At 63.8% G+C, this 12,654-nt stretch carries 13 protein-coding genes; 9 read left to right on the top strand and 4 right to left on the bottom strand.

Going from position 1 to position 12,654, the window contains the following annotated elements:
- The first annotated feature begins 27 nt into the window (after positions 1-27).
- The 7 genes from urtB to B2585_RS13555 all read left to right on the top strand — a co-directional run bounded on the left by urtB (position 28) and on the right by B2585_RS13555 (position 6,275).
- On the top strand, positions 28-2,004 hold the full coding sequence (urtB, locus tag B2585_RS13585; RefSeq protein WP_414674056.1) for an urea ABC transporter permease subunit UrtB: 1,977 nt from the start codon (positions 28-30) through the stop codon (positions 2,002-2,004).
- A 3-nt stretch (positions 2,005-2,007) separates the two neighbouring features.
- Positions 2,008-3,237, top strand: coding sequence for an urea ABC transporter permease subunit UrtC (gene urtC / locus B2585_RS13580; RefSeq protein WP_292023962.1), 1,230 nt, complete (start codon positions 2,008-2,010; stop codon positions 3,235-3,237).
- A complete protein-coding gene (gene urtD, locus B2585_RS13575) occupies positions 3,234-3,977 on the top strand; it encodes an urea ABC transporter ATP-binding protein UrtD (RefSeq protein WP_292023960.1) in 744 nt (247 codons plus the stop codon). The genes urtC and urtD overlap by 4 nt, the downstream gene beginning before the upstream one ends.
- A gap of 2 nt (positions 3,978-3,979) precedes the next feature.
- Positions 3,980-4,675: an urea ABC transporter ATP-binding subunit UrtE gene (gene urtE / locus B2585_RS13570; protein ID WP_292023957.1), complete on the top strand. Its 696-nt coding sequence runs from the start codon at positions 3,980-3,982 to the stop codon at positions 4,673-4,675.
- Between the two features lie 59 nt (positions 4,676-4,734).
- A complete protein-coding gene (locus tag B2585_RS13565; protein WP_292023955.1) occupies positions 4,735-5,376 on the top strand; it encodes an O-methyltransferase in 642 nt (213 codons plus the stop codon).
- Complete coding sequence (locus B2585_RS13560; RefSeq protein WP_292023953.1) at positions 5,373-5,996, top strand: DUF924 family protein; 624 nt, start codon at positions 5,373-5,375, stop codon at positions 5,994-5,996. The genes B2585_RS13565 and B2585_RS13560 overlap by 4 nt, the downstream gene beginning before the upstream one ends.
- A gap of 117 nt (positions 5,997-6,113) precedes the next feature.
- Positions 6,114-6,275: a hypothetical protein gene (locus tag B2585_RS13555; protein ID WP_292023951.1), complete on the top strand. Its 162-nt coding sequence runs from the start codon at positions 6,114-6,116 to the stop codon at positions 6,273-6,275.
- Here B2585_RS13555 and B2585_RS13550 read toward each other — a convergent pair whose 3' ends face one another.
- Together B2585_RS13550 and B2585_RS13545 are read right to left on the bottom strand one after the other, a co-directional pair.
- On the bottom strand, positions 6,276-6,659 hold the full coding sequence (locus tag B2585_RS13550; protein ID WP_292023948.1) for a nuclear transport factor 2 family protein: 384 nt from the start codon (positions 6,657-6,659) through the stop codon (positions 6,276-6,278). It lies immediately after the preceding gene.
- 71 nt (positions 6,660-6,730) lie between these two features.
- Positions 6,731-8,404 (bottom strand): acyl-CoA dehydrogenase family protein, encoded by a 1,674-nt coding sequence (locus tag B2585_RS13545; protein ID WP_292023945.1) that lies wholly within the window; start codon positions 8,402-8,404, stop codon positions 6,731-6,733.
- Between B2585_RS13545 and B2585_RS13540 the strand changes: the two genes are divergently transcribed.
- Complete coding sequence (locus tag B2585_RS13540; protein ID WP_292023943.1) at positions 8,403-9,326, top strand: sulfite exporter TauE/SafE family protein; 924 nt, start codon at positions 8,403-8,405, stop codon at positions 9,324-9,326. The genes B2585_RS13545 and B2585_RS13540 overlap by 2 nt on opposite strands.
- A 13-nt stretch (positions 9,327-9,339) precedes the next feature.
- Here B2585_RS13540 and B2585_RS13535 read toward each other — a convergent pair whose 3' ends face one another.
- Positions 9,340-9,906 carry a DUF3859 domain-containing protein gene (locus tag B2585_RS13535; RefSeq protein WP_292023941.1) on the bottom strand — a complete coding sequence of 189 codons (567 nt, stop codon included), beginning with the start codon at positions 9,904-9,906 and terminating at the stop codon, positions 9,340-9,342.
- Entirely contained in the window at positions 9,906-11,504 is a 1,599-nt protein-coding gene (locus B2585_RS13530; RefSeq protein WP_292023939.1) for a phosphoenolpyruvate carboxykinase, read from the bottom strand. The genes B2585_RS13535 and B2585_RS13530 overlap by 1 nt, the downstream gene beginning before the upstream one ends.
- A 375-nt stretch (positions 11,505-11,879) precedes the next feature.
- On the opposite strand from B2585_RS13530, the gene B2585_RS13525 reads away from it, so the two are divergent.
- Positions 11,880-12,581: a response regulator transcription factor gene (locus B2585_RS13525; RefSeq protein ID WP_292023938.1), complete on the top strand. Its 702-nt coding sequence runs from the start codon at positions 11,880-11,882 to the stop codon at positions 12,579-12,581.
- Positions 12,582-12,654: the final 73 nt, after the last annotated feature.

Here is a 12,654-nt window from a genome sequence, read left to right as displayed (position 1 = left end):
CCTATCCATTCCATCGGGGTGAGGGCGATGTTGAAGCGACTTTTCGTGGTCGTGCTGGCGCTGATGTGTCTCGGCGCCGCGGCAATGGCACAGGACACAGCCGACAGCGATACGGGCGACGCGACGATGGGCCCGCTTCAGGGCGTGTTGCAGGAGCAGTCTGAGCTGATCCTCGAAAGCTCGCGCCGCACGATCCAGCCGGCCATCGACGCCATTGCCAATTCGGGCATCGAGGACGTGCCGTTCCTTCTGGAAACCTGGCAATCCCGCGATATGTGGGTGCGTCTGTCGGACGGGCTTTTCTTCAAGGCCGAGAAGGTCGACGACGGCTATGCGCTGACCGATTTCGACAGTGGCGAGGTCGTGGCGACGGTGCCCAAGGATGACCTCGACCAGATCAAGCCGAACTCGGGCATTCAGGGTTTGATCGGCACCGCGCTGGTCAGCTTCCAGCTCAACGACCCGGACCCCGCCAAGCGGCGCGAGGCGCTCGACTCGCTCGAACGCAGCGCGAACGAAGACCTGCTGGAGCCGCTGCGCGCCTCAATCGAGACCGAAGACGACCCGGCGATCCGGGCCCGCAAGGAACGACTCGAAAAACTCATCACCATTGCCTACGGCTCGGACCCCGACGCGCGCATCGCCGCGATCGAAGCGATGGGCGGGGACCTTGGCGTCGACCTGCGCGCGGCCCTGAACCCGCTGGTCGCGACCCGCATCCGCGCCTTCGAGGGCGAGGTGCCCGACAGCGTGAACGTGGCCGAGATCCTGCGCCCCGGCACCGAAGAGCTGTCACGCGAAGACGCCTATGCGCTGACGGACGGCGAGCCGCTTTTGACATCCGCCGACCTGCGCAACGTGTTGCAGGAGCATATCGTGGACGGCGAAGTGGGTGGCGTGCCCGTCGCGGAGCTGTCCGATCCGCTCAAGCGCATCGAGGCTTTCGAGGCGCTGGAGGCGGCAGGCACCGTGCCACCCGCCGCGACCGAACAGGACGTGGACGATGCCTTCGACGGGATCACCTTCGCTGCCGTCTATTCTGAACCCAACGCCGACGTGACCGCCGCCGCGAACCGCGCGCTTGCGCGGATCGAAACCAACGTGGGCCTCAATCAGGCGCTCGACCTCGGGCTCGACAGCCTGAGCCTTGCCTCGATCTATTTCCTTGCCGCCATCGGGCTCGCCATCACCTTCGGGGTGATGGGCGTCATCAACATGGCGCATGGCGAGTTCATCATGATGGGGGCTTATACCGGCTATGTGGTGCAGCAGATCGTGCCGAACCACACCACGTCGATCCTGCTCGCCATACCGCTCGCCTTCGCCGTGACATTTGCGGCGGGTGTGGCGATGGAACGGCTGGTGATCCGCTATCTCTACAACCGGCCGCTGGAAACGCTTCTCGCCACTTTCGGGATTTCCATTGCGCTGCAACAGCTTGCCAAGAACATCTTCGGCACGCAGGCCCGCCCGCTGACCTCGCCCGACTGGCTCGGGGGCGCGATCGTGCTGAACGACGTCGTGTCGATTTCGACCGTGCGGGTTGCGATCTTCGTGCTGGCGCTGATCTTCCTCGGGGTGTTCCTGTTCATCATGAAGCGCACGCGGCTGGGGCTAGAAACCCGCGCCGTGACGCAGAATCCCGGCATGGCCGGCGCGATGGGGATCAATCCGGGCCGCGTGAACATGCTGACCTTCGGTCTGGGCTCGGGTATCGCGGGGATCGCCGGGGTCGCCATCGGGCTCTATGCACAGGTCACGTCCGAGATCGGGCAGGCCTATATCGTGCAATCCTTCATGACCGTCGTGGTCGGTGGCGTCGGCAACATCTGGGGCACCCTGCTGGGTGCCGGGATGATCGGCGCGCTGCATAAGGGGATCGAATGGTTCAACCCGTCCAATACGCTGGCGGCGCAGACCTACATGATCATTTTCATCATCATCTTCATCCAGTTCCGGCCACGGGGGATCATCGCCCTCAAGGGCCGCGCGGCGGGGGATTGAGCCATGACGCGCAGCTTCATCGGTCGTAACCCGTCGATCCTGGTCTTCCTCCTGATCCTCGCGGTCTTCACCATAGCGATCACCTTCATGTCGGAAGCCTTCGGCGCGGGCCTCGTGTCGACCTCCTTCGTCAAGACGCTGGGCAAGACGCTCTGCCTCGCCCTCGTCGCCGTGGCGATGGACCTGATCTGGGGCTATGCCGGAATCCTGAGCCTTGGCCATTTCGCCTTCTTCGGGCTGGGCGGCTACATGATCGGCATGTGGCTCATGTACGAGCGCACGAAAGAGATCGTCGTGTCGTCGATGGCCTCTGCCGCCATTCCGCCGACGGAACAAGAGGTCGTGGACGGCATCGGGACGCAGATCTTCGGCGTCGTCGGCTCGTCCGAGTTTCCGCCGATCTGGTTCTTCGCCGACAGCCTGTTTCTGCAACTGGCGCTGGTGGTCGCGGTGCCCGGCCTGCTCGCGCTGGTCTTCGGCTGGCTTGCCTTCCGCTCGCGCGTGACCGGCGTTTACCTGTCGATCCTGACGCAGGCGATGACGCTCGCCCTGTCGCTTTATCTGTTCCAGAACGACAGCGGTCTGCGCGGCAACAACGGGCTGTCTGGTCTTCAGAACCTGCCGGGCGTCACCGCGAGCCAGGACTTCGTGTCGATGTGGTTCTTCTGGGCCTCGGCGCTTGCGCTTGGCCTGGGCTACGTCTTTTCCGCATGGATCGTGTCGGGCAAGTTCGGCAGCGTCATTCGCGGCATCCGGGACAACGAGGCGCGGGTGCGGTTCCTTGGCTATTCGGTCGAGGGCTACAAGCTGTTCCTTTTCACCGTCACCGCCATGATCGCAGGCATCGCCGGGGCGCTCTATTACCCGCAGGCGGGCATCATCAACCCGGCCGAAATCGCGCCCATCGCGTCGATCTACCTCGCCGTCTGGGTCGCCATTGGCGGACGCGGTCGGCTGTATGGCGCTGTGATCGGCGCGGTGTTCGTGAGCCTTGTCTCGACCTACTTCACCGGCGGTCAGGCCCCGGACATCAACCTCGGGTTCTACACGATCCAATGGGTCGACTGGTGGACCATCCTTCTGGGTCTGTCCTTCGTCTTCGTCACCCTCTTCGCGCCCAAGGGCATCGGCGGGTTGTTCGACCTGATCACCGACCGCCGCCATCCGGACCGGCACGGCGCCGACCTCGGACCCGACAAGGGCTCGTTGCAGGAGAAGGAGGCGCGGGAATGAGCGGCCAGCTTCTGGAAGTGAACGGGATTTCCGTCACCTTCGACGGGTTCCGCGCGATCAACAACCTGTCCTTCAACATCGGCTCCGCCGAGCTGCGCGCCATCATCGGGCCGAACGGCGCAGGCAAGACGACGTTCATGGATATCGTGACCGGCAAGACCAAGCCGGACGCGGGCAAGGTGCTGTGGGGCGATATGTCCAAGAACCTTGTCGGCATGAACGAGGCGCGGATCGCGCAGGAGGGGATCGGGCGCAAATTCCAGAAACCCACGGTGTTCGAAGATCAGTCGGTCGAGGACAACCTCCTCATGGCGTTGCAGAACAACCGGGGCGCGTTCTCGGTCCTGTTCTGGAAACCGACCGATCACGACATGAACCGGGTGGGGGAACTGGCTGCGGAAATCGGGCTGTCGAATGAGCTTTTGCGCAAGGCGGGGGAGCTCAGCCACGGGCAGAAGCAGTGGCTGGAGATCGGGATGCTCCTCGCCCAGGAACCCAAGCTGCTCCTGGTCGACGAACCCGCCGCCGGTATGACGCCGGAGGAGCGTGAGCATACCACCGACATTCTGGTCGAGGCTGCCCGCACCCGCGCCGTCGTGGTTGTCGAGCACGATATGGAATTCGTGCGGCGGCTGAACTGCAAGGTGACGGTCCTGCATGAGGGGTCGGTTCTGGCCGAAGGCTCGCTCGACCATGTGACCGCAAACCAACACGTCATCGACGTTTACCTGGGGCGCTGACAATGCTGACGATCCGCGATTTCACGCTGCATTACGGCCATTCCCAGATCCTGAACGGCATCGACCTCGACGCCGCGACGGGGGAGATCACCTGTATCATGGGCACGAACGGCGTCGGAAAGACCTCGCTCATCCGCGCGATCTGCGGGCGCCATCCCCGCTCCGGCGGCAAGATGGAACTGGACGGCGAGGCGCTGGGCGTCCTCCCGGCACATGTACTGGCCCAGAAAGGCATCGCGCTGGTGCCGCAGGGGCGTGAGATCTTCCCGCTGCTTACCGTGCGCGAGAATATGGAGACCGCCTTCGCCTGTCTCCCCAAGGGTGCGCACGACGTGCCGGAGGCGATGTTCGAGCTGTTCCCGGTGCTAAAGGAAATGCAGAACCGGCGTGGCGGCGACCTGTCAGGCGGGCAGCAGCAGCAGTTGGCAATTGCCCGCGCCCTCATCACCAAGCCAAAGCTCCTGCTTCTGGACGAGCCGACCGAGGGCATCCAGCCCAACATCATCCAGCAGATCGGCAAGGTCATTCAGCTTCTGCGCGACGAAGGGAACATGGCCATCGTGCTGGTCGAGCAGTTCTTTGACTTCGCCCACGACCTCGGCGACCGGTTCGTCGTGTTGCGCCGGGGGGCGGTGACGCTGTCCGGGCCGAAGGGTGAGGTAACGCGGGACCAGTTGCTCAAGGGTGTCTCTGTCTGACCGGGCTTCCGACCCGCGCCGCGCTCGCTTAGTCTGGGGCGAACCGGAAAGGGCGCTCCATGCATGCAGACATCCCCCCAGCCATCCAGACGGTGCTTGACCGCCTGCACGCGCAAGCCGCGCAGGACGCGGGCCGTTGGCGTGAACGGGACGGCGGCGATGGGGCAGTAGCGACTTCGGCGGGTGGGGGCGACCTTGTCCGGCTCGGGGAGTTCTACTTGGCCGTGTCGCCGGACGAGGGGCGGCTCCTGCACATACTCGCACGGGCTTGCGGTGCCAAAAGAGTGGTGGAGTTCGGCGCGTCCTTCGGCATCAGTTCGCTTTATCTCGCCGCTGCGCTGGGCAAACAGGGCGGGCATCTGACAACGACGGAAGTGCATCCCGACAAATGCGCGTCCCTGCGCCGGACGTTCGACGAGGCCGGGGTGAGCCAGACCGTGACCCTGCTTGAAGGCGATGCGCGGGAGACTCTGGCGGAAGTGGATGCCCCGATCGACATGCTCGTCCTCGACGGGTGGAAGAGCATGTATCTGCCGGTCTTCACGCTGTTGCGGCCAAAGCTGGCGCCCGGCTGCCTGATCGTGGCCGACAACATCAACCATGCGGCAGCGGCGGATTATCTGGCCCATATGCGTGGTTCGGAAGGCGGGGCCGTGACGACCGTCATCGGCGACCTCGCTCTGAGCTATGTGACGCCATGAATGCCGGCGACGTCCTGTCGTTCTGTTTCCCCGAGGGGCTGGACGCCGACCTCGACCGTCATCTCGCCTACTGGGGATGGATGATGCGTGGCGGCGCGGACGAGGGCATCGTCACCCGGTTCGCGGGGCTCGTTCCCCTGGCCGCGTCAGGCGAGCTCGACGACTGGGCCGATACGCCGCGCGGACGGCTTGCGCTGATCCTCGTGCTCGACCAATTTCCCCGCTCGCTCTACCGTGACGACCCGCGCGCCTATGCCACCGACGCTCAAGCGCTCGCGCTGACCGAGGAGGGGCTCGCCAACGGTGACTTCACGGCCCTCGTCCACTCGTGGGAGCGGACGATGTTCGCGCTGCCCCTCGTCCACGCCGAAGGGCCGGATCATGCCGCCCGCGCTGCGCTCGGCGAACGCCTCGCCGCCGACACGCTCGAGATGGCGCCAGAGCCTCTCAAGCCCGCCTATGAGTTCTGCCTCGCACAATCCCGGCGGCACAGGGCCGTGATCGCGCGTTTCGGGCGCCATCCGCACCGCAATGCCGTTCTCGGGCGTGAGACGACGGCGGATGAAGCGGCCTATATCGCCGATGGCGCCTTTCCCCATCAGCACGAGATCGACGTCTGAACTGGTCACGGATCGATGCGACCCCAGTTTGGCATGCGAGTCTGGGCCTGCCGCGAAAGGGGGGCAACTTTGGCCCTTCGGGTGTTAAGGTCGGGGTGTGACAGCAAAGGGAACATGATGGCGGACAAGAAAATAGTCGTTCAAAGCTCGCTGGGGATGCTGTGGTTCGCGGGGTGGCTTTTCACCCTCGGCTACCTGCAACTGGGGTTCTTCAAGGGCATCCTGGCCCTGTTGCTCTGGCCCTATTACATCGGGGTCGACTTGGGCGCGGGGGGCTAGTCAGAACATCCCGTTCGGGTTCGCGCTCTCCTCGGGGAGAACCTGAAGCACGTCCCAGTGCTCGACGATCTTGCCGTTGCCGTCGATCCGGAAAATGTCGATCCCGGCGTATTCGAGGCCTTCGGGCCAGATCTGGTGGCAGTGCAGGATCACGCGGTCGCCTTCGGCCCAGACACCTTTGAACACGACCTCCTTGCCCGGGTATTCCTCGGCCATGCGCTCGAAATAGTCGATGAAGCCGTCCTTGCCGGTGGCGACATGCGGGTTGTGCTGGATGTAATCGTCGCCTGTGTAGCGCTCGATCGCCTCGCGCGGGCGGCAGTCGTTGAACATGAGGCCGTAGAACGCCACGACGTTGCGCTTGTTCGCTTCAAGATCCTGCATGGCCCTGTCCCTTCGTCGGCGTTTCGGGGAGTCTAGCACGATCCCCGCCAATCCTGCGACATAGCTGAAGACTAGCCGAGCAGACGCCGTGCGATGACCTGCGCCTGAATTTCCGCGGCACCTTCAAAGATGTTCAGGATGCGCGCGTCGCACAGGATACGGCTGATCTGGTATTCCAGCGCGAAACCGTTGCCGCCGTGGATCTGAAGCGCGTTGTCTGCACAGGCCCAGGCCACGCGGGCACCCAACAGCTTGGCCATCCCGGCCTCGAGGTCGCAGCGCCGGTCGTTGTCCTTCTCCCACGCCGAGAAATAGGTGAGCTGACGCGCCACCATGATTTCCACGGCCATCATGGCCAGCTTGCCGCCGACCCGTGGGAAGTTGATGAGCGATTTGCCGAATTGCTTGCGGTCCTCGGCATATTGCATTCCGGCCTCCAGCGCCGATTGCGCCACGCCGATGGCGCGGGCGGCGGTCTGGATGCGGGCGCTCTCAAAAGTCTGCATCAACTGTTTGAAGCCCTGGCCCTCTTCGCCGCCCAACAGGTTCGCGGCCGGCACCTTGAAGCCGTCGAAGCCAAGTTCGTATTCCTTCATGCCTCGATAGCCCAGCACCTCGATCTCGCCGCCGGTCATGCCTTCGGTCGGGAAGGGGGTGTCCTCGGTTCCCGGCTCTTTCTCGGCCAGGAACATCGACAGGCCCTTGTAGTTGTCCGTCGACGGATCGGTCCGGGCCAGAAGCGTCATGACGCTGGCGCGCGCCGCATGGGTGATCCAGGTCTTGTTTCCGGTCACGGTGTAGGTGTCGCCGTCGCGCACCGCGCGGGTGCGCAGGGAGCCGAGGTCGGAGCCTGTGTTGGGCTCGGTGAACACGGCGGTCGGAAGCACCTCGCCCGAGGCGATCTTGGGCAACCAGTTGGATTTCTGTTCATCCGTGCCGCCTGCGAGGATCAGCTCGGCGGCGATCTCGGACCGGGTACCCAGCGACCCCACACCGATATAGCCGCGCGAGAGTTCTTCGGACACCACGACCATCGACGCCTTGGTCAGGCCGAGACCGCCGAGGTTTTCGGGGATGGTCAGGCCGAAAACGCCCATCTCGGCCAGTTCTTCGATCACGTCGAGCGGGATAAGCTCGTCCTTGAGGTGCCAGTCATGCGCGAATGGCACGACCTTTTCGTCGGCATAGCGGCGGAACTGCTCACGGATCATTTCGAGCTCTTCATCGAGCCCGGAGGCGCCGAAGGTCGCGTGGCCCGCGTTGTCGCGCATCAGCTCAACGAGCCGCATCCGCGCGGACTGCGTGTTGCCGCCCGAGATCAACGTCATCACGGCGGGCTGCATCATCGCGCCGATGTCCTGCGGGGCGAGCCCCATGTCGATCAGCTTGGCGGTTTCGTTCTGGCTCATCGGGATGCCGCCCTGAATCTGCCAGAGGTATTCGCCGAACGCGATCTGGAGGAGGAGCTTCTCCATCTCGCCCAGCTTGCCAGCCTCCTGAAGGTTGACCGCCCAGTTCCGGGTCTGGCGCAGGGCCTCGACATAGGTCGCGAGCCAGGCCAGCGCATGAGCGGCATACTGGTTCTCTTCCAGCAGCGCGGCCGATACCTTGCCACCCTCGCTCACCATCTCCTTCACGCTCGCCGTCGCGGCCTCCAGAACGACCTCGACAGGGCCGAGCGCCTCTCCGGTCAGGTCCAGAAGATCGTCGAGCAGCGGTTGGGTCATGGCGGCGTCCTTGGGCATGGGAATCTCCGTCTTCGAGGTCTTGTCGGTGATAGGTATTTTGCAGGTGCAGCGCAACAATAATTCGCCGGAGGTCTGCGGGCGGATCAAAAATGTCGCGGGCGATTTTGGCTGCACCGGCGCGGGCCGCGCGGTAGGAGAGAGCATGGAGCAGCTTGGCATCCTTGGGGAATTACCGGCCTGGACCCTCATCACAGGGACGGTGATCGTGCTTTTCGCGGGGTTCGTGAAAGGGGCGGTGGGGTTCGCTTTGCCCATGATCATCATCTCGGGTCTCGGCTCGATCCTGCCCGCCGAGACTGCACTTGCGGCATTGATCCTGCCGACCCTCGCCACCAACCTGCGCCAGTCCCTGCGCGGCGGCTGGCGCGGTGCCGTGGAAACCGGGCGGCGCTACTGGCTGTTTCTTGCCGCGCTCCTCATCTGCCTCGTCCTGTCGGCGCAACTGGTCAGCGTGATCCCGACACGGGCGCTGTTCCTGCTGATCGGCGGCGTCCTCATCATCTTCGGCGCGTTGCAACTGTCGGGGTGGGTTCTGCGCCTCGACCCGCTGAACCGCGTTCGCGACGAACTTGCCATCGGCGGAGTGGCGGGGGCATTGGGCGGGGTGTCGGGGATCTGGGGCCCGCCGACGGTCATGTATCTCACCGCCACCGACGCGCCCAAGGCGCAGGCGATGCGGGTACAGGGCGTGATCTACGGCATCGGCTCAATCGCGCTCCTGCTGGCGCACCTGCGTTCGGGCGTCCTGAACACCCACACGCTCCCCCTGTCGCTGGCCGCCGTCTTGCCAGCTTTTGCCGGAATGGCGCTGGGCTACATGCTGCACGACCGGATGCCACAGGCCACGTTCCGCCGCGCGATGCTTCTTGTCCTGACGATAGCGGGTCTGAACCTCGTGCGGCGCGGGATCTTCGGCTGATCGGGACGCGAGGTCAGCTCATCAACGCCGGCCCGTCGCACATGTCGGCGTGAATGATGCTGTCTTCCGGCGGAATGATGGTGAAGGTTTGCGAGAGCACGACCTCGCCATCCAGTTCGACCGCGATGGTCCACTCTCCGAGCGCCACTTCGTAGGGGTAGTCGAACGTGAAGAGCGAGGCGTTGGGGGAATCGTCGTAGGCCGTCGTCGCGTAGCGCTCCACCGTCACGGGGGGTGAACCAAACGGCGGGTGCGTCGTCACGATTTCCACGTTGCGCGCGCCAAGTCCCTCCTGCAACTGGAACCGGATGCCGAAGCCCAGCCCGATTTCACCCGGCACGACGTTTGTGTGGAAGTCGGCGTACAACTCGCCGTCGATCAGGTCGATGTAGCCGCGTTCGGTCCCCGGTGCTTCCTCGCGCCCCGACGCTTCGCGGGGGCAGAAGATGCCGGCCTCGATGAACACCATCGGGTCCCTGACCGTCAGCCCCTCCTGCGCCACCGCGACGGAGGCCAGAAGCGCGAACGCCCCGCCGGTGAGGACGGGGCGTGCAATTGTCTGGGCCAACCGGGTCAGCATCAGCCGATGGCGGCGGCTTTGACGTCTTCGTCGATGTATTCGAGGTACTGCTCGAAATTCTCGGCGAACATCTTCACCAGCTTTTCCGCCTGCGCGTCGTAGGACGCCTTGTCATCCCAGGTGCGGCGCGGGTCGAGAAGGACCTCGGCAACACCGTCCACGTCCTTGGGCACGTCGAAGCCGAAGTTCGGGTCCTTGCGGTATTCGGCATCCGAAAGCGACCCGTCCAGCGCGGCGGCCAGAAGGGTGCGGGTCGCCTTGATCGGCATGCGCGAGCCGACGCCGTAAGCGCCGCCGGTCCAGCCGGTGTTCACCAGCCAGCAGGTCGCGCCGTGCTTGGCGATCTTTTCCTGAAGCAGCTTGCCGTATTCCTCGGGGCGGCGCGGCATGAAAGGTGCGCCGAAGCAGGTCGAGAAGGTCGGGATCGGCTCCACCACGCCCACCTCGGTGCCCGGCGTCTTGGAGGTGAAGCCCGACAGGAAGTGATACATGGCCTGCGCCGGGGTCAGCCGCGCGATGGGCGGCAGGACACCATAGGCATCGCAGGTCAGCATGATGATGTTTTTCGGATGCCCGCCCAGCGACGAGGACGAGGCGTTCGAGATATAGTGCAGCGGATAGGCGCAGCGCATGTTGTCGGTGATCGAGTTGTCCTCGAAGTCGAGCTCCAGCGTGTCCGCGTCATAGACCATGTTCTCGATCACGGTGCCGAATTTCTCGGTCGTGGCGTAGATCTCCGGCTCTGCTTCGGCAGACAGGCTGATGGTCTTGGCATAGCAGCCGCCCTCGAAGTTGAAAGTGCCGCGATCGGACCAGCCATGCTCGTCGTCGCCGATCAGCACGCGGGTCGGGTCGGCCGAGAGCGTCGTCTTGCCGGTGCCCGAGAGGCCGAAGAAGATCGCCGTGTCGACCGGGTTGCCCGGCGCGTGGTTGGCGGAGCAATGCATCGCCATGATGCCGCGACCCGGCAGGATGTAGTTGAGCAGCGTGAAGACGGACTTCTTGTTCTCGCCCGCGTATTCGGTGCCGCCGATCAGGATCACCTTCTTTTCGAAGTTGAGCGCGATCACGGTTTCCGAGCGGCAGCCGTGCTTGTCGGGCGTCGCCTTGAAGGTCGGGCAGTTGATGATCGTGAACTCGGGCACGAACTCGTCCAGCTCGTCACGCTCCGGACGGCGCAGCATGTGGCGGATGAACAGGCCGTGCCAGGCCAGCTCGGTCACCACACGGACGTCGAGCCGGTTGGCCGGGTCCGCACCACCGAACAGGTCCTGCACGAAGTAGTCGCGACCCTTCATGTGCTCGACCATGTCGTTGTAAAGCACGTCGAACTTGGCCGGCTCCATCGGCGGGTTGTTCTCCCACCAGATCGAGTCCTTCACGTTCTCGGTCTCGACGACGAACTTGTCCTTGGGGGAGCGGCCGGTGTGCTTGCCGGTCTCGACAAGCATGGTGCCGCCCTTGCCGAGGTGGCCTTCGCCGCGCTTCAGGGCTTCTTCGATCAGAGCCGGCTCAATGAGGTTGTAATGGACATTGCCAAGCCCCGTGATGCCTTGCTCCTCCAAACGGTACGAGGGGTTCACCCGTCCAATGGTCATCTGCGTGCTCCTGTCGCCGGCCCACCGCCGGTCTGTATGATAGTCCTGAGGGCCGGTTTCGCCTACAGGCGATAACGGCCGCTGGCCGCGATGCCGGAGAGGCAGCGCGTGAAGCGCCTATAGCATGTCGCTTTTGTGAAGGAACAGGGCGCTTTGTCGCGTTAGCGATAGCAGCAGGTCTGTTTGCGCAACCATGCGTTCCGGGGGGTGGAGCTGTTTTCCGATGCGCCACAAATCAGCCAAAATTAACCCCTATTGATGCTGAATAGACGCATACCCGTGGCCGATTCGCACTTGGGAGTTGATTCCGTTCGTATAAATGGATTCTATGAGTGCAAAAAATTGGCAGAAACGAGCAGCACAAGGACATCTCAAATGTCGAAAATTGCCCTGGTTGACGACGACAGGAATATCCTGACGTCGGTCTCCATAACGCTTGAGGCCGAAGGCTTCGAGGTCGAGACCTATAACGACGGCCAGCAAGCGCTGGATGCATTCAACAAAGCTTTGCCGGACATGGCCGTGTTCGACATCAAGATGCCGCGCATGGACGGCATGGACCTGCTTCAGCGGGTTCGCCAGAAAACGAACATGCCGGTCATCTTCCTCACCTCCAAGGACGACGAGATCGACGAGGTTCTGGGGCTGCGCATGGGCGCGGACGACTACGTCAAGAAACCGTTCTCCCAGCGTCTGCTGGTCGAACGCATCCGCGCGCTTCTGCGCCGGCAGGATGCGATCGAGGGCGTCGCGATGCCCGATACCGAAGAAAACAAGGTGATGCAGCGCGGTCAGCTTTCGATGGACCCGCTGCGCCACGCCGTGACCTGGAAGGGCAAGGACGTGTCGCTGACCGTGACCGAGTTCCTCCTGCTTCAGGCGCTGGCCCAGCGTCCGGGCTTCGTGAAAAGCCGCGATCAGCTGATGGACGTGGCCTATGACGATCAGGTCTATGTCGACGACCGGACCATCGACAGCCACATCAAGCGTCTTCGCAAGAAGATGCGGACCGTGGATGACGAATTCTCGGCGATTGAGACGTTGTACGGCATCGGATACCGTTACAACGAAGAGTGAGGCTAGGACGGGGGGTACCGTCAAGGCGGAGAGAACGTGGTGCGCGATACCGAGAGTACGCATGACGGCGCCG

Origin of the sequence: Maritimibacter sp. UBA3975, assembly GCF_002384975.1 — a bacterium.
Classification (GTDB): Bacteria; Pseudomonadota; Alphaproteobacteria; order Rhodobacterales; family Rhodobacteraceae; genus Maritimibacter.
Note: the sequence above shows the minus strand (reverse complement) of the source record. Positions and strands in the feature narration are given on the sequence as shown.

What these genes read in the sequence shown, in the direction of transcription:
- B2585_RS13540 (WP_292023943.1), top strand. Translation starts at nt 8,403, where the DNA reads ATGGGAATCTCCGTCTTCGAGGTCTTGTCGGTGATAGGTATTTTGCAG.
- urtB (WP_414674056.1), top strand. Translation starts at nt 28, where the DNA reads ATGTTGAAGCGACTTTTCGTGGTCGTGCTGGCGCTGATGTGTCTCGGC.
- B2585_RS13535 (WP_292023941.1), bottom strand. Translation starts at nt 9,906, where the DNA reads ATGCTGACCCGGTTGGCCCAGACAATTGCACGCCCCGTCCTCACCGGC.
- B2585_RS13545 (WP_292023945.1), bottom strand. Translation starts at nt 8,404, where the DNA reads ATGCCCAAGGACGCCGCCATGACCCAACCGCTGCTCGACGATCTTCTG.
- urtE (WP_292023957.1), top strand. Translation starts at nt 3,980, where the DNA reads ATGCTGACGATCCGCGATTTCACGCTGCATTACGGCCATTCCCAGATC.
- B2585_RS13525 (WP_292023938.1), top strand. Translation starts at nt 11,880, where the DNA reads ATGTCGAAAATTGCCCTGGTTGACGACGACAGGAATATCCTGACGTCG.
- B2585_RS13530 (WP_292023939.1), bottom strand. Translation starts at nt 11,504, where the DNA reads ATGACCATTGGACGGGTGAACCCCTCGTACCGTTTGGAGGAGCAAGGC.
- B2585_RS13550 (WP_292023948.1), bottom strand. Translation starts at nt 6,659, where the DNA reads ATGCAGGATCTTGAAGCGAACAAGCGCAACGTCGTGGCGTTCTACGGC.
- B2585_RS13560 (WP_292023953.1), top strand. Translation starts at nt 5,373, where the DNA reads ATGAATGCCGGCGACGTCCTGTCGTTCTGTTTCCCCGAGGGGCTGGAC.
- urtC (WP_292023962.1), top strand. Translation starts at nt 2,008, where the DNA reads ATGACGCGCAGCTTCATCGGTCGTAACCCGTCGATCCTGGTCTTCCTC.
- B2585_RS13565 (WP_292023955.1), top strand. Translation starts at nt 4,735, where the DNA reads ATGCATGCAGACATCCCCCCAGCCATCCAGACGGTGCTTGACCGCCTG.
- B2585_RS13555 (WP_292023951.1), top strand. Translation starts at nt 6,114, where the DNA reads ATGGCGGACAAGAAAATAGTCGTTCAAAGCTCGCTGGGGATGCTGTGG.
- urtD (WP_292023960.1), top strand. Translation starts at nt 3,234, where the DNA reads ATGAGCGGCCAGCTTCTGGAAGTGAACGGGATTTCCGTCACCTTCGAC.